We start from the raw sequence: 15234 nt of genomic DNA, 5'->3' as shown, positions 1-15234 counted from the left end.
GGCGGGAGGGGTAGGTTCAGAGAAGTGAGCCTCTTCAAGGACATACGCGAATTTGTCGGCATACCGCGCCTGTTGTCGCTGCGGCTGTCTCCGGACGGTTCCCGGTTGGTCACCGTCGTCCAGTCCCTCAATCCCGATGGCAAGTCCTATGGCACCTCCATCTGGCAGGTGCCGGTCGAGCCCGGCGGCGAGCCGTACCGGCTGACCCGCTCGGCCAAGGGCGAGACCGGCGCCCAGTTCACGCCGGAGGGCGACCTGCTGTTCGTGTCGCGGCGTCCCGATCCCACAGTGAAGGACCAGCCCGACGACGAGGCGCCCGCCCTCTGGATGCTTCCCGGAACGGGCGGCGAGGCGCGCAGGGTGGCGGACCGGCCCGGAGGGATCGGCGGCGTCCAGGTCGGCGGCGGCGCCGTGGTCTTCAGCGCCGACGTGCTCGCCGGGGACGCGGCCACCGAGGCCGAGCGCCGCAAGTCCAGGAAGGACGCCGGGATCAGCGCGATCCTCCACGAGGGCTACCCCGTCCGCTACTGGGACCACGACCTCGGCCCAGGGCGGACGAGGCTGTTCACCGCGACCCTCACCGGCCTCGCCGAGCCCCGCGACCTGACCCCCGACCCCGGGGGAGCCCTGACGGAGGTGGCGTTCGCCGTCACCCCCGACGGCTCGACCGCCGTCACCACGTGGGTCGTCCCACTGGACGCCGGCCACCACCGCACCGATCTGGTGGCGATCGACATCGCCACCGGCCAGAGGCGCGTCCTGGCCACCTCCGACGAGCACGACTTCGAGGAACCCCTCACGATCTCCCCGGACGGGCGTCACGTGGCCTGCCGCCGGATGCGGCACGGCACCGAGGACCAGGCCGTCGAGTACCGGCTGTGGATCGCCGACCTCGCCACGGGAGAGGGCACCGCGTACTCCGCCGACCTCGTCCCCGGGGCCACGGCCTGGGCGCCCGACTCCCAGTCGATCTACGTGGCCGCCGACCACCAGGGCAGGCGCCCGATCTACCGGGTCCCTCTCGGCGGTGAGCCCGTGCGGCTGACCCAGGACGACGGCGCCTACGTGGAGCTGTGCCCCTCGCCCGACGGGCGCCACCTGTACGCGCTGCGCGGCACCCTGGACGCCCCGCACGTCCCCGTGCGGATCGACCTTTCCAGCGGCGAGGTCACCGAGCTGCCCTCCCCGGCGCCGCGGGTGGAGGTCCCCGGGACGCTCACCGAGATCTCCGCGGTCGCCGACGACGGCGTGGAGGTCAGGGGCTGGCTCGCGCTGCCTCCGGGCGCCTCGGCGGACAACCCGGCGCCGCTGCTGCTGTGGATCCACGGAGGTCCGGTCGGCAGCTGGAACGACTGGATGTGGCGGTGGAACTGCTGGATCATGGCCGAGCACGGCTACGCCGTCCTCATGCCCGACCCCTGCATGTCCAGCGGCTACGGCCAGGACATGATCCAGCGGGGCTGGGGCGACTGGGGCCCGCGCACGCACGCCGACCTGATGGCGATCACCGACGCGTGCGTCGCCCGCCCTGACATCGACGCCGAGCGCACCGGCGCCATGGGCGGCTCCTTCGGCGGCTACATGGCCAACTGGATCGCCGGGCACACCGACAGGTTCCGGGCCATCGTCACGCACGCGTCCCTGTGGGACCTGGAGCAGTTCTCCGGGACCACCGACTCCGCGGTCTACTGGCAGCGGGAGTTCGGCCCGCCGGGATCCGCGCGCTACGAGGCGCTGTCGCCGCACCTGTGGCTGGACAAGATCAGCACACCGATGCTGGTGATCCACGGGGACAAGGACTACCGCGTGCCGATCGGCGAGGCGCTGCGGCTGTGGTGGGACCTGCGCAGATCCTCGGTCGAGTCGAAGTTCCTGTACTTCCCCGACGAGAACCACTGGATCCTCAAACCGGGCAACGCTGTCGCCTGGTACGAGACGGTGCTGGCGTTCTTGTATAGGTACCTAAAGCCTAACTTTGAGCCTCCGACGTTCTCCGGCCTGGTTGACCTGGGAGAACTCGACCCCAACAGGCACTAGCAGAGGTCTCGCAGGCATGCCGACAGAGCCCCTGAGATGCGCTCTCAGGGGCTCTTGATCTTGTTCTAGGACTCTGCTCGCTCGCTTCCGTCCCAACTCACATGTACGCGACCCACTACAGCGAAAGGGCTTGGAACTTCATCCGAAACAACATCGTAGGGGTGGCCATGGCCACGTACTCGCCTACGACATCACCATTCCGACTCGCCCTGTTCGCATCAAGTGTCTTGGACGAATCGACACCCCTACTCAAGAGCCAGTCGTCTCATGACCGAAGTAACTTTCGATCCTGAGACTCTGACTCAAGAGCAAGAGCGAGGTCTCGCATGCGTAGTCTGCGGACTCAGTTGGGTTATGGAACTTAGGATTACCGAACTCGACAGCGCGAGATTCATAGAGGGACAAGTGCCAGCAGGTCTCTCTAGGCAGGGAGCACCGGTATTTGCCTGCCACACGCACTATAGACCGGACAGACAAAGAGAGCCGCTAGCCAAAGGGGGAAGGCTAGCGGCTCTCGTCATGTTCGGACTCATGATGCTGAGGAACACGCACTCGACCATCTTCCTCATGCGCTCGCACCCCATGGACGGCGGATCTCGGAAGTTAAGCGGGGTCGTGCTGTCACTTGATCACCGTTCGTGATCGTGATGTGTGACTGTGCGTGATGCCCGGCCTAGGTTAGTGCGTGTGTGGCCGTGCGGCTGCGTGAAGATCAGGGTGCCCGTGATCGATGGGATCATGGTTTTTCTCACGAAACGATGATCACGGTGTCCCGGGTGCGGGGAGAGCGGTGGGCGGGTCAAGGCCGTCGAGGTGACCGCGCCGGCTGACGTGGGATGCGGGTTCGCCCCGATCCGGGTCCCGTGGATCAAAGGCGCTGGGAGTGCCTGACCACCGACTGCCCGGTGGGCACGTTTACCGAGGGACATGTGTTCGGTCTTTAAGGCGGCGGTCTGGCGGATGCTGCCCAAGGCGCAGCTCGCCGTCGACGCCTTTCATGTGGTGCAACTGGCAATCGGGGCCTGGACGCGGTACGCCGTCGTGCCGTGCGCAAGAAGTACCAGCGGCCGGGACGGCGTACGGACGAGGAGAACACGCTGATCAGCGTGCTTCGGACCAACCGCGAGCAGGTGGATGCGGCCGAGGTGAAGCGGATCCGCAAATTACTGGACCGGGACCTGTACGGGCGGATGATCCTGGTGGGCTGGGACGCCAAGAGTTGCTCCGCGAGGTGATCCGGCTGCGGGAGCCCTCAGCGGGCGCGCACCGGACGCCGATGAGGTGGAGCGGGCCATGGACGCCTTCCTGGCGTTCTGCCACACCCACCGCTGGATACCCGAGATCGCCACCCTCGCGCGAACCGTCAAGGCCTGGCGCAAGGAGATCATCTGCGGCGTGGTCAGTGGGATCAGCAACGCCAAAGCGAAGGGATAAACAGGGTTATCAAGGATGAACAAGGCAAGGCGTGCGTGTTCCGTAACCGCGGCAACCAGGAACGCCGCAACCGCATCGCCGGCACCCGCTCGGCCCGCCGGTCACAGAACGCAACCAACAGGCGATCACCAAGCGTGACCGCTCGAAAACACGACCCCACTTAACTTTCAAGAACCCCGCGCAGCGCTTGTCTCACCCATTTCGAGCATAACCACCTACCGGAAAGTCGCTGAGATCACGTCACTCTCCTAGAACGCAAGAAAGCCCCTGGGTGGTCCCAGGGGGCTTTCGATTTCGGTTGTAGTACTAGCTAGCTTTCATTGAGCCATTCAAACGCCACGCGCTCTATCAGCATGCGCTCTACTTGCTCTCCAGTCTTGTGCTGGCCTGGAGTCTTCGTCTTCTTGATGCTGATGGACTTGAACAGGGTCCTAAGGACGTCTCTCTTCGCCGGTATTGCTAGAGCTGCCCACCTAGCCCTGATGGTTTGTAGGTTGCCCTGAGCGTCTCTCGTCAGGTCTTCCAGAGCCTTAGGAATAGTGACCGGCCGTAGAGCTTGCTCTAGCTCTGCTATGCGGGGGAGTAGCCTCTCCTCTTCCTGGCTTAGAGCCAGTAGTGAGAGCTTCCCCTTAGCCCTGAGGTCCAGTGCCGTTGTGTGGTCTGCCCTGAGTGCTTCTAGCTCGACAACACGAGCTTTGTCCGCATCGTCTTGTCTAGTGAGTAGTTCGTAGATGTCTTTCTTCGCGAGACGCTGACAGACAAGCTCTCCTATGAACATGTCTGTCCAGTCCATGCGAATGGTGACGCATGACTTGTCAGCGTTGCAGCGATACCGATACGGATCTCTTCCTCCCATGCGAGCGAGGTAGCTTCCGCAGACATCGCACGTACCGAGGAAACCTAGAAGGTACTTGTTCCTTCCTGGCTTAGTCGTCTTCCTCGTTGGGTCACTCAGAAGGTTCCGAGCTTTCCAGAAGAGTTCTTCATCTACGATCGGTTCCCACGTGCCGTCCGCGAAGATGGTTCTTCCATCCTCTACATACTCTCGCTTGCCGATGTAGGCGACGTTCTTACACATCTTGCGAATCATCGCGGGAGACCACAGGGGAGTCTTCCCCTTAGATCTCTTCTCTGTGTTGAGCCCTAGTGCGACCGATGGGCTAGGAATGCCTCGCTCATTGAGGTCCCTAGCGATAGCCGTGATCGGGTCCGACTGTGCTACTCGCCTGATGACTTCCTTGACGATGGCTGCTTGCTCAGGCACAGGTACGCGAATCTTTGTCCTGTGGTCGGCAGGGTCTATCTGGATCTCGTAGCCATAGGCAGGGGTAGCGTGCGGCTTGCCTTGCTCTTTGTTGGCATCCATAGCTCGTCTAACTCGCTTGGAGATCTTCCGGCTTTCCTTCTCGCTGTCTATGCCGTCTTCTAGGAGCGTCTCCCAATCTCTATCGTCGTTTGGATCGTACGTACGACGATCGCTAGTGACGTGGATGAGGACTTTGTTCTCCGCGCATAGCTCTACTAGCGGAACCCACTCGTAGACCTTGCGCCATGCTCTAGAGGTCTCGTAGAGGATGAGAACGTCTATCTCTCCGTTGACGAGAGTGTTGTGCAGCCTCGTCCAGTCGGCACGTTCTTTTGAGGAGTATCGAGACGCAGAGATGTCGTTGTCTCGGTACATGCGATTGGGAGGTAGGTCCCAGTCATTCCGTTGAGCAACCTGGAGATTAAGGTTGTCCTGTTCCTCTACGGAGCGTTGATCTGATCGTTTGCCTCTGGCATCTGATCGTCTGGAGTAGGAGGCTGCACGCATGAGACCAAGGTACCAGTCAGGGAACGGGGCGATGCTGGCGTTCCTGGCGCAGCACGTCCTCGGCGAGGAGTGGAAGAGGCCGGAGTCGGTGGCATGACGGACTTCCTGCGCCTGGCGGCCGACATCGCGCGCGAGGCGGGGGACATGCTCCTCGCCAAGCGCCCGGCGCGGCCGGAGGCCGTCCACACCAAGTCCAGCCTGACCGACGTGGTCACCGCCCTGGACCGCGCCTCCGAGGAGCTGATCAGGGCCCGCGTCAAGGCGGCACGGCCTCACGACGCCATCCTCGGCGAGGAGGGCGGCGAGACCGGAGGCGCCGAGACCGGCGAGGGACGCGTCCGGTGGATCGTCGACCCGATCGACGGCACGGTCAACTTCATGTACGGCCTGCCCGAATGGGCGGTGAGCATCGCGGTGGAGGTCGACGGCGAGGTCGTCGCCGGCGTGGTCAACGTGGTGCCGCGGGGCGAGCTGTTCGCCGCGGAGAAGGGCGGCGGGGCCGAGCTGCTGCGGGACGGCCTCCCCGCGGAACGGCTCCGGTGCACCGAGGACGTGCCCCTCTCCCAGGCGCTGATCGCCACAGGGTTCGGCTACCTGTCCGAGCGGCGCGCCGTGCAGGCGCAGGTGCTTACGCACGTGCTGCCGGTGGTCAGGGACATCCGCAGGGGCGGGTCGTGCGCGGTCGACCTCTGCTCGGTCGCCGCGGGACGGGTGGACGGCTACTTCGAGCGCGGACCGAAGTACTGGGACTTCGCGGCCGGCGGCCTGGTCGCCACCGAGGCCGGGGCGAGGATCGGAGGCCTGCGCGGACGGCCGTACAACTCGGGTCTCACGCTGTGCGCCTCGCCCGGCCTGTTCGAGGCCCTGCACGGCCTGCTCGTTCCGCTCGACCCCGAGCGCGACGCCTGAGGGCCGCCCGGACGCGCCGGCGGCGACACGCCGCAGGAGGCCGGACATGACGAGGGCCCACTCGCCGAGGCGGGTGGGCCCTGACGCCTGTGCGGAGGGTCAGCCCTGGACCGCCACGCCGTTGTCGTCGGCGATGCGGCGGAGATCCTCTATCTCGGCGGTGAGAGTGTCGGCGAGGAAGTCGTCGCCGCTTGTGCGCGCCTCCTGGAGACCCTTGTAGGCCTGGTCGAGCCGGTGTGTGATCGTACTGGTGAACTCGCCCATCTCACCTTCTTTCTCGAGGGGCGAAGGAGCAGTGTGGCCATGTACCGCCTGCGGAGAGCACAGAGTCTTCCCCGGCCGCCTGAGTGGGTCTTGCGGGTCTACCCACCACGCCGTCGCCCCTAAACCATGAATGCCGGATGTCCGTGGTGTGCTTTATGTCACCCGTCCGCCGCACGGCGAACGAGTGCTTACCATGCGCTTAAGCCGAATGTGGCAACAATGAGCCTGCGAGGGGTACGGCCGGGCGCGTGCGAGGAGCGCCGCCGAGCGGCCGTGCGGCAAGGCTGATCGCGCGAGGTCGGGAACTACAGGAGGTGCCAGGGCCGTGCGGGTGCTTGTGGTGGAGGATGAGCGGGTGCTCGCGGACGCGATCGCGACGGGGCTGCGCCGGGAGGCGATGGCCGTGGACGTCGCCTACGACGGCGCGGGCGCGCTGGAGCGCACCGGGTACATCGACTACGACGTGATCGTGCTGGACCGCGACCTGCCGAAGATCCACGGTGATGAGGTGTGCCGGCGGCTGGTGGCCGACCGCACGGCCTCGCGCATCCTGATGCTCACCGCTTCGGGGGAGGTGGACGACAAGGTCGAGGGCCTGGAGCTGGGCGCCGACGACTATCTCGCCAAGCCGTTCGCGTTCATGGAGCTCGTGGCGCGGGTGCGGGCGCTCGGGCGCCGCTCGGCCCCGGCGCTGCCGCCGGTGCTGGAGCGCTCCGGCATCCGCCTGGATCCGGGCAAGCGCCTGGTCACCAGGGACGGCAACGAGATCGCGCTGACCAAGAAGGAGTTCGCGGTCCTTGAGGAGCTGATGCGCGCCGAGGGCGCCGTCGTCAGCCAGGAGGACCTGCTGGACAAGGCGTGGGACGAGAACATCGACCCGTTCACGAACGTGGTCAGGGTGACGATGATGACGCTGCGCAAGAAGCTCGGTGAGCCGGCGGTGATCGAGACCGTGCCGGGAGTGGGTTACAAGCTGTGAGCGAGGAACACGACGCGGTACCGGCGGACGCAGGTCGCCCGAGCTTCTCCGCGCCCCAGCCGGTGATCGTACCGCCGGGGTCCCCACTGCCGCCGGGCGTTCAGGACTCGCCCGGAGCCCTTGGGCCGGCCGCACTGTCGGTCCGCGCCGGCACGCAGGGCATGCCGGCCGCGGCGGGAGCGGGAGGCGCGGGCACGCAGCCGCTGACGGGCACGGCCGGGATCCGGCCGGCGCAGCAGTCGTCCGCGGCGGAGGGCCCGCCCAAGCCGCCCGGCCGTCCGGGCTCGCAGACCCCCTCCGGGGCCGAGGTGCTGTCCGGCGGCCCTTGGCGCAGCGAGCAGCCGACGGTCGAGAGCGCGCGCCACCCGTTCCGCACGAAGACGCCGCCCCCGCCGCCCAGCGGGCCGCCCGCCTGGGACGGCCCCCCGCCGATCTCCCCGAATCCGGTCGCGGAGAACCTTCTCGCGCGGCTGAGGCGGATCACCGGGCGGATGAGCATCCGGGTGCGGCTGACGCTCACCTACGGCGCGCTGTTCTTCGCGGCGGGCGCGCTGCTGCTCTTCGTGATCTACTCCTTCGTCGGCAAGGCGATCTGGGACTCCTGGCCGGACTTCCCGTTCAACCTGGAGGACTACCCGCCGGCAGTGGCGGCGGGCATCCAGGACAGGTGGGCGAACTTCCGGGCCGACACCATCGTCGCCGCGCGCCACCAACTGCTGATCCGGTCGCTGCTGGCCCTCGGCGGGGTCGGCATCCTGGCCCTCGTCTTCGGCTACTTCGTCGCCGACCGGGCGCTACGGCCGATCCAGAAGATGACGACGACGGCCCGGCGGCTGTCGGAGACCTCGCTGGCCCACGAGCGCATCGACCTCGACGGCCCGAACGACGAGATCAAGGAGCTCGCCGACACCTTCGACGCGATGCTCACCCGGCTGAACCGCGCCTTCGACGCCCAGCGGCGGTTCGTGGACAACGCCTCCCACGAGCTGCGCACCCCGCTCGCGATCAACCGGACGGTGCTGGAGGTCGCGCTGGGCGACTCCCACGCGTCGGAGGATCTCAAGGTCCTGGGCCGCACCCTGCTCGGGACCAACGCCAGGAACGAGCACCTCATCGAGGGCCTGCTGCTGCTCGCCCGTAGCGAACGCGAGCTGGCGACGCGCAAGCCCGTGGACCTTCGCGACGTCGGGCAGACGGTCGTCGAGCAGCACGCCTCCTTCGCCGAGGAGTCCGGGGTGACGGTGCACACCGACCTTCGTCCCGGGCCTACGATGGGCGACCCGGTGCTGGTGGAGCGGCTCGTCGCCAACCTCGTGGAGAACGCGATCAAGCACAATCTCCCGGAGTCCGGAGAAGTCTGGCTCCGTACGGGAATGGTGGACGGCACTCCGGTTGTTCAGGTGGCCAATACCGGGCCGCACGTTCCCGCGTACGAAGTGGACGACCTGTTCGAACCGTTCAGGCGCCTGCACTCCGACCGCGTGGAATCGGCGCGCGGCGCGGGACTGGGGCTTTCCATCGTGCGTGCGGTGGTCCGCGCCCACCACGGGACCGTGAAGGCGATCCCGAGGGACGGCGGGGGGCTCGTGATGACGGTGCGACTCCCGGCGGGTTGACGCCGCAGGGGGCTGGTGATGATGGTGCGGCTCCCGGTGGCGCAACGCCGCAGGGGGCTCGTGATGATGCTGCGACTCCCGGCGGGCCGACACCGCAGGGGGCTCGTGGTGGCGGTGCGACTTCCGGCGGGTCGATACGGCGGGGGGCGTCTCGTTCACGCCAGACATGTGGTTGGATGTGCCGTCGAACACGATGGGTCCTGTGGCCAATGCTTAGGTTTTCGCCATATTTGGCTAACCAGGTGGCGAAGGCGGCAAGGCCCTCACGTGTGAGGAGGTTCGTCGACCGTTCCCACGGGGTACCGATTGCAAAATTCCCCGAGAGATGCGGGCACAAGATGGACCGCCCAGACGTTACAGACGCGCGACGCGCGACGCGCAAGCAATAGATGAGGGGGATGAATACGCAAATGGCCACCGATTACGACAGCCCGCGCAAGACCGACGACGACCTGAGTGAGGACAGCCTCCAGGAGCTGCAGGCTCGCCGGACCGACAAGTCGTCCGGCAGCATCGACATCGACGAGACCGATCTCGCCGAGTCCTTGGAGCTGCCCGGTGCGGACCTGTCGAACGAGGAGCTCTCGCTCCGGGTGATTCCCAGGCAGGCGGACGAGTTCACATGCTCGCGCTGCTTCCTGGTGCATCACCGCAGCCAGCTCGCCTCTGACAAGGGCGGGCAGCAGATCTGCAGGGAATGCGCCGCCTGAGACTCAGGGAGGGTCCGTGACACCTGGAACGGATCGATCATCGCAGGACCAGCCCGGGCGGCCCGCGGTGCCCGGGCCGGAGACCGAGGCCGACGCCGAGGTCGCCGAGCTCGTCGGGAAACTCTCGGGCGCGGGCGACATGGATGGGGCCGAGCGGCGCAGGCTGCTCGGCCGCCTCAGCGCTGCGCTGGTGAAGGCGCGGAAGAGGGCGCGCACATCGGGCGTCGCACGGGGCCGCTGGCTCGCCGACATGTTCGCCGCCATCGCTCCGCGCCTTCCCATCAGGGATTTCGCGACACTGCAGGAGCACCACTACGGTCTCAGCGGCGACGCGCTCGCCGACGACCTCGTCCGCACCGCCGGCAAGGCGACCACGGCGGTCGGGGCGATCGGCGGAGTGCTGGCGGCCGCGGAGTTCGCCGCCCCGCCGCTGCTGCTGTCGGCGCCCGCCCAGCTCGTGGCCGAGACCCTCGTGGTCGCCGCGATCGAGGTCAAGCTCATCGCCGAGTTGTACGAGGTGTACGGCGTCCAGGTGCCGGGCACCGGCAGCCAGCGGGCGATGGCCTTCACGGTCGCCTGGTCCAAACAGCGGGGGGTCGACCCCCTCGCGCCGACCTCAGTGCAGGTGGCCCTCGGAGCCGCCGCCAAGATCGCCCTGCGCAACCGGCTGATGCGCACCCTGGGCCGTCACCTCACCACCCTCGGGCCGTTCCTCACCGGCGCCGTCGCCGGAGGCGCGCTCAACAGGGCCGCCACCAAGCGTCTCGCCCAGGCGGTGCGCGCCGATCTCCAGCGCCAGCGCGCCCTGCCCTCCGCCGGCTGACCCGGCTTCCCCTTCCTCCCACCTCATCCCTCTCTCCCCGTCCGTCTTCTCCCTCATCTGCTTTCTCCTGGCGCTCACCCGCGTACTGAGAGCCACGCCCGGTTTCGTAAGGTGGGCATGACCGATCACGTGGTAGCGAGGGAGGACGTGTGCGCAGCTCATTTCTGATCGTCGCGAACCGGTTGCCCGTGGACAGGACCGTCGCAGCGGACGGCACCGCCAGCTGGCGGCGCAGTCCCGGGGGTCTGGTGACGGCGATCGCGCCCGTGATGCAGCGTCGCGACGGCGCGTGGCTGGGCTGGCACGGCGCTCCCAACGAGGAGCTCAAGCCCTTCGAGCACGACGGGATGAACCTCATCCCGGTCCCGCTCTCGGCCAACGAGATCGAGCTGTACTACGAGGGTTTCTCGAACGCGACCCTGTGGCCGCTCTACCACGACGTGGTGGCCACGCCGATCTACTCGCGGGTGCTGTGGGACGCCTACCGCGCCGTCAACGAGAGGTTCGCGCGGGCGGCCGCCGACATCGCGGCCGAGAACGCCGTCGTCTGGGTGCAGGACTACCAGCTCCAGCTCGTCCCGACGATGCTCCGGGCGTTGCGTCCCGACCTGCGCATCGGCTTCTTCCTGCACATCCCCTTTCCGCCCGCCGAGCTGTTCTGGCAGCTCCCGTGGCGGCGCGAGATCCTGGAGGGCCTGCTCGGCGCCGACCTGGTCGGCTTCCAGCGGCCCGGCGGCGCCTCCAACTTCATCCGGCTCTGCCGCCGCCAGCTCGGCATGCAGAACCAGCGCCAGGAGATCTTCGTCGGCGACCGCACCGTCCGTGCCGAGGCCTTCCCCATCTCGGTGGACTTCGGCGAGCTGGACACGCTGGTGCGCGAGCCGCACATCCTCGCCCGGGCCAAGGAGATCCGCGCCGAGCTCGGCGAGCCCGAGCACGTCATGCTGGGCGTCGACCGCCTCGACTACACCAAGGGCATCGGCCAGCGCCTGAAGGCCTTCGGGGAGCTGCTCGCCGACAAGACGATCAGCCCGGGGGAGGCGGTGTTCGTCCAGATCGCCACGCCCAGCAGGGAGCGCGTCGAGGAGTACCGCAACCTGCGCGACGAGATCGAGCTGCGCGTCGGGCGGATCAACGGGCAGCACGGTGTGCTCGGCGTCCCGCCGGTGAACTACTTCCACCAGTCCTACGACCGCGAGGAGCTGGCCGCGCTGTACTGCGCCGCCGACGTCATGTTGGTGACGCCGCTGCGCGACGGCATGAACCTCGTCGCCAAGGAGTACGTCGCCTGCCGGCACGACCTTCGGGGCGCGCTGGTGCTGAGCGAGTTCGCCGGGGCGGCCGACGAGCTCAAGCACGCCTTCCTCGTCAACCCCTACGACGTGGAAGGGCTCAAGCGGCAGATGGTCGCCGCCATGCGGGCGACACCCCACGAACTGTCGCGCCGCATGCGCTCGATGCGCCGCCGCGTGGCCACCTACGACGTGGACCGGTGGGCGGGGGACTTCCTCGCGGCCCTGGAACGCTGACGTCCGGGACGCCTAGGATTTGATGACGCGCTCGGCCTTCTCGGGGATGGCCTTCCACGCCTGATACCTCTTGTGGGCCGAGCGGGTCGCCACGATGCGCGCGACCTCCATGCCGACGCCCAGCACCACCGCGAAGCCGACCGCCTCGGCGAGGCTGGTCTCCAGCGAGTTGGGGTCCGCCGGAGGCTTCTTGCCCGTGGCCTTCTGCCAGCCGAACTCGATGGCCTTGCGGGCGCCGTACCCGACGCCGAGCGCCACGACCGCGCCGATCAGCCGCCACGCCATGTCGGGCTTGTCGACGTCATCTGATCTGCCCATGACCTCTCCCCTCGTCGATCTAGGAGAACCCTAGCCTCTTGTACCGGAGCGCGGCGTGACGCCATACCATAGGGCGCCATGACCGAACAGCGACTGCGCCATACCACCGTTCCCGAAAGGCCCTCACTCGACGGCTTGGAGCAGGTATGGGTAGGCCGCTGGGAGTCCGAGGGCACCTATCGCTTCGACCGGTCGAAGACGCGCGAGCAGATCTACTCGATCGACACGCCCCCGCCGACCGTGTCCGGGGCGCTGCACGTCGGCCACGTCTTCTCCTACACCCACACCGACACGATCGCCCGCTTCCAGCGCATGCGCGGGCGTGAGGTGTTCTACCCCATGGGCTGGGACGACAACGGCCTGCCCACCGAGCGCCGCGTGCAGAACCACTTCGGCGTGCGCTGCGACCCCTCCCTTCCCTACGACCCCGAGTTCGAGCCGCCGCCCAAGCCCGACCCAAAGCGCCAGGTCCCCGTGTCGCGGCGCAACTTCATCGAGCTGTGCGAGCGCCTCACCCAGGAGGACGAGAAGGCCTTCGAGGAGCTGTGGCGCCATCTCGGGCTCTCGGTCGACTGGTCGCTCACCTACGCCACGATCGACGCCACCTCCCGTGCCGCCTCCCAGCGCGCCTTCCTGCGCAACCTCGCCCGCGGCGAGGCGTATGTCGCCGAGGGGCCGACCCTGTGGGACGTCACCTTCCGCACGGCCGTCGCCCAGGCCGAGCTGGAGGACCGCGAGTGGCCCGGGGCCTTCCACCGCGTCAGGTTCGGCGGGGTGCCCGGCACGGCGTACGCCGGCGGCGTCCACATCGAGACGACCCGGCCCGAGCTGATCCCGGCCTGCGTGGCCCTGGTCGCCCACCCCGACGACGAGCGCTACCAGCCGCTCTTCGGCAAGACGGTCAGCACCCCTCTGTTCGGGGTGCATGTGCCGGTGCTGGCACACCACCTGGCCGAGAAAGACAAGGGCTCGGGCATCGCGATGATCTGCACCTTCGGCGACGTCACCGACGTCGTCTGGTGGCGCGAGCTCGACCTGCCGACCCGGCCGGTCATCGGGTGGGACGGCCGCCTGCTGGCCGAGCCGCCCGAGGGCGTCCCCGCCGAGCCGTACGCCGAGCTGGCCGGCAACACCACGCACAGCGCCCGGGAGCGCATCGTCGAGATGCTCCGGGAGTCCGGCGAGCTGGAAGGCGACCCGCGGAAGGTCTCTCGCCCGGTCAAGTTCTACGAGAAGGGCGACCGGCCGCTGGAGATCGTCACCACCCGCCAGTGGTACATCCGCAACGGCGGGCGGGACGCCGAGCTGCGGCAGGCTCTGCTCGAGCGCGGCGGTGAGTTGCGGTGGCATCCGCCGCACATGCGGGTCCGGTACGACAACTGGGTCCAGGGCCTGGCCGGTGACTGGCTGATCTCCCGCCAGCGGTTCTTCGGCGTGCCCATCCCCGTCTGGTACCCGCTGGACTCCGAGGGCCAGCCGATCTACGACGCCCCCATCGTGCCCTGCGAGGAGACCCTTCCGGTCGACCCGTCCAGCGACGTGCCGCCGGGCTACGCAGAGGACCAGCGGGGCAAGCCGTTCGGCTTCGCCGCCGACCCCGACGTCATGGACACCTGGGCGACCTCCTCGCTGTCGCCGCAGATCGTCTCGGGCTGGGAGCGCGACGACGACCTGTTCGGCCGGGTCTTCCCGATGGACCTGCGGCCCCAGGCACACGAGATCATCCGTACGTGGCTGTTCGCCTCGGTCGTCAGGGCGCATCTGGAGAGCGGCGTGCCGCCGTGGCGGCACGCGGCGATCTCCGGGTGGATCCTCGACCCCGACCGCAAGAAGATGTCCAAGTCCAAGGGCAATGTGGTGACGCCCATGGGCCTGCTCCAGGAGTACGGCTCCGACGCGGTCCGCTACTGGGCCGCCGGGGGACGTCCCGGCACCGACACGGCGTTCGACACCGGGCAGATCAAGGTCGGCCGCCGCCTCGCCATCAAGATCCTCAACGCCTCCAAGTTCGTGCTGGGCTTCGGCGAGGCCGCCGAGGGTGACCCGGCCGGCGGCGGCCGGGACGCCACCGACGGGCAGGAGATCACCGAGGCGATCGACAGGTCGATGCTCGCGCGCCTCGCCGGGGTGGTGCGGGAGGCCACGGCCGCCTTCGAGGCATACGACTACACCCGCGCCCTGGAGGCGACCGAGAGGTTCTTCTGGGAGTTCTGCGACGACTACCTGGAACTGGTCAAGACCCGCGCGTACGGGTCCGACGCCGGCGCGCGGTCGGCGCGCGCCGCGCTCCGGCAGGCGCTGCAGGTCATGCTCAGGCTCTTCGCGCCGTTCCTGCCGTTCGTCACCGAGGAGGTCTGGTCGTGGTGGCGGGAGGGCTCGGTGCACCGCGCCCCCTGGCCGGCGGACGGCGAGCTCACCTCCTCCGGCGACCCGGCGGTCCTGGGCGCGGTGTCGCAGGTGCTCCGCGAGGTCCGCAAGGCCAAGTCCTCGGCCAAGCTCTCCATGCGGGCCGAGGTGGCGCTGCTGAGCGTCGACGGCGCCGCCGTCGGCCTCGTCCGCTCCGCGCAGGACGACCTGTGCGCGGCCGGAGCCGTCGAGGAGTTCGTCCTCGCACCCGGCGACGGCGAGCTCACGGTGCGCGTCACGCTCGCCGCGACGACCGCAGGCTAGACCGGCGGGGCGGACGGCAGGGCGGCCGGGCGGGAAATAGGGAGGAAGCAGACCATCGCTTGACGCGGGCCGTAACCTGCGCGCGTTCGGCCGCCTGACGTGCCAGTCTGGAGAGGTGATCGCGGAACGGGA

At 68.0% G+C, this 15234-nt stretch carries 14 protein-coding genes; 11 read left to right on the top strand and 3 right to left on the bottom strand.

All coding sequences use genetic code 11. The features are described 5' to 3' along the window. The first annotated feature begins 24 nt into the window (after positions 1-24). The 4 genes from MYF83_RS16520 to MYF83_RS16510 all read left to right on the top strand — a co-directional run bounded on the left by MYF83_RS16520 (position 25) and on the right by MYF83_RS16510 (position 3471). The gene (locus MYF83_RS16520) at positions 25-2037 is read left to right on the top strand and encodes a S9 family peptidase (protein ID WP_248961284.1); all 2013 of its coding nucleotides are present in this window, start codon (positions 25-27) and stop codon (positions 2035-2037) included. Positions 2038-2964: 927 nt separating this feature from the next. Continuing rightward, positions 2965-3138 (top strand): transposase, encoded by a 174-nt coding sequence (locus tag MYF83_RS44300; protein ID WP_372500172.1) that lies wholly within the window; start codon positions 2965-2967, stop codon positions 3136-3138. Next, complete coding sequence (locus MYF83_RS16515) at positions 3084-3272, top strand: hypothetical protein (protein ID WP_248961283.1); 189 nt, start codon at positions 3084-3086, stop codon at positions 3270-3272. Before MYF83_RS44300 ends, MYF83_RS16515 begins: the two co-directional genes overlap by 55 nt. Before the next feature lie 58 nt (positions 3273-3330). Continuing rightward, on the top strand, positions 3331-3471 hold the full coding sequence (locus MYF83_RS16510; RefSeq protein WP_248961282.1) for a transposase: 141 nt from the start codon (positions 3331-3333) through the stop codon (positions 3469-3471). Positions 3472-3781: 310 nt separating this feature from the next. Here MYF83_RS16510 and MYF83_RS16505 read toward each other — a convergent pair whose 3' ends face one another. Further along, entirely contained in the window at positions 3782-5284 is a 1503-nt protein-coding gene (locus MYF83_RS16505; RefSeq protein ID WP_248961281.1) for a recombinase family protein, read from the bottom strand. Positions 5285-5377: 93 nt separating this feature from the next. On the opposite strand from MYF83_RS16505, the gene MYF83_RS16500 reads away from it, so the two are divergent. Then, on the top strand, positions 5378-6193 hold the full coding sequence (locus tag MYF83_RS16500; RefSeq protein WP_248961280.1) for an inositol monophosphatase family protein: 816 nt from the start codon (positions 5378-5380) through the stop codon (positions 6191-6193). Positions 6194-6292: 99 nt separating this feature from the next. On the opposite strand, the gene MYF83_RS16495 is transcribed toward MYF83_RS16500, so the two are convergent. Next, a complete protein-coding gene (locus MYF83_RS16495) occupies positions 6293-6457 on the bottom strand; it encodes a hypothetical protein (RefSeq protein WP_248961279.1) in 165 nt (54 codons plus the stop codon). A gap of 325 nt (positions 6458-6782) precedes the next feature. On the opposite strand from MYF83_RS16495, the gene MYF83_RS16490 reads away from it, so the two are divergent. The 5 genes from MYF83_RS16490 to MYF83_RS16470 all read left to right on the top strand — a co-directional run bounded on the left by MYF83_RS16490 (position 6783) and on the right by MYF83_RS16470 (position 12114). After that, a complete protein-coding gene (locus MYF83_RS16490) occupies positions 6783-7436 on the top strand; it encodes a response regulator transcription factor (RefSeq protein ID WP_248961278.1) in 654 nt (217 codons plus the stop codon). Continuing rightward, positions 7433-9052, top strand: coding sequence for a sensor histidine kinase (locus MYF83_RS16485; RefSeq protein WP_308201461.1), 1620 nt, complete (start codon positions 7433-7435; stop codon positions 9050-9052). Before MYF83_RS16490 ends, MYF83_RS16485 begins: the two co-directional genes overlap by 4 nt. Positions 9053-9462: 410 nt before the next feature. Further along, positions 9463-9762, top strand: a complete 300-nt coding sequence (locus tag MYF83_RS16480) for a DUF4193 domain-containing protein (RefSeq protein WP_114029376.1) — start codon at positions 9463-9465, stop codon at positions 9760-9762. 16 nt (positions 9763-9778) lie between these two features. Next, entirely contained in the window at positions 9779-10585 is an 807-nt protein-coding gene (locus tag MYF83_RS16475; protein WP_248961277.1) for a hypothetical protein, read from the top strand. Between the two features lie 149 nt (positions 10586-10734). Then, complete coding sequence (locus tag MYF83_RS16470; protein ID WP_248961276.1) at positions 10735-12114, top strand: alpha,alpha-trehalose-phosphate synthase (UDP-forming); 1380 nt, start codon at positions 10735-10737, stop codon at positions 12112-12114. Positions 12115-12126: 12 nt separating this feature from the next. On the opposite strand, the gene MYF83_RS16465 is transcribed toward MYF83_RS16470, so the two are convergent. Then, positions 12127-12432 carry a DUF4235 domain-containing protein gene (locus MYF83_RS16465; protein WP_248961275.1) on the bottom strand — a complete coding sequence of 102 codons (306 nt, stop codon included), beginning with the start codon at positions 12430-12432 and terminating at the stop codon, positions 12127-12129. Between the two features lie 78 nt (positions 12433-12510). Between MYF83_RS16465 and valS the strand changes: the two genes are divergently transcribed. Further along, a complete protein-coding gene (valS, locus tag MYF83_RS16460; protein ID WP_248961274.1) occupies positions 12511-15102 on the top strand; it encodes a valine--tRNA ligase in 2592 nt (863 codons plus the stop codon). The last annotated feature ends 132 nt before the right edge of the window (positions 15103-15234 follow it).

Origin of the sequence: Sphaerisporangium perillae, assembly GCF_023276435.1 — a bacterium.
Lineage (GTDB): Bacteria > Actinomycetota > Actinomycetes > Streptosporangiales > Streptosporangiaceae > Sphaerisporangium > Sphaerisporangium perillae.
The sequence above is the reverse complement of the archived record's forward strand: the minus strand, read 5'-3'. Positions and strand labels throughout refer to the sequence as shown.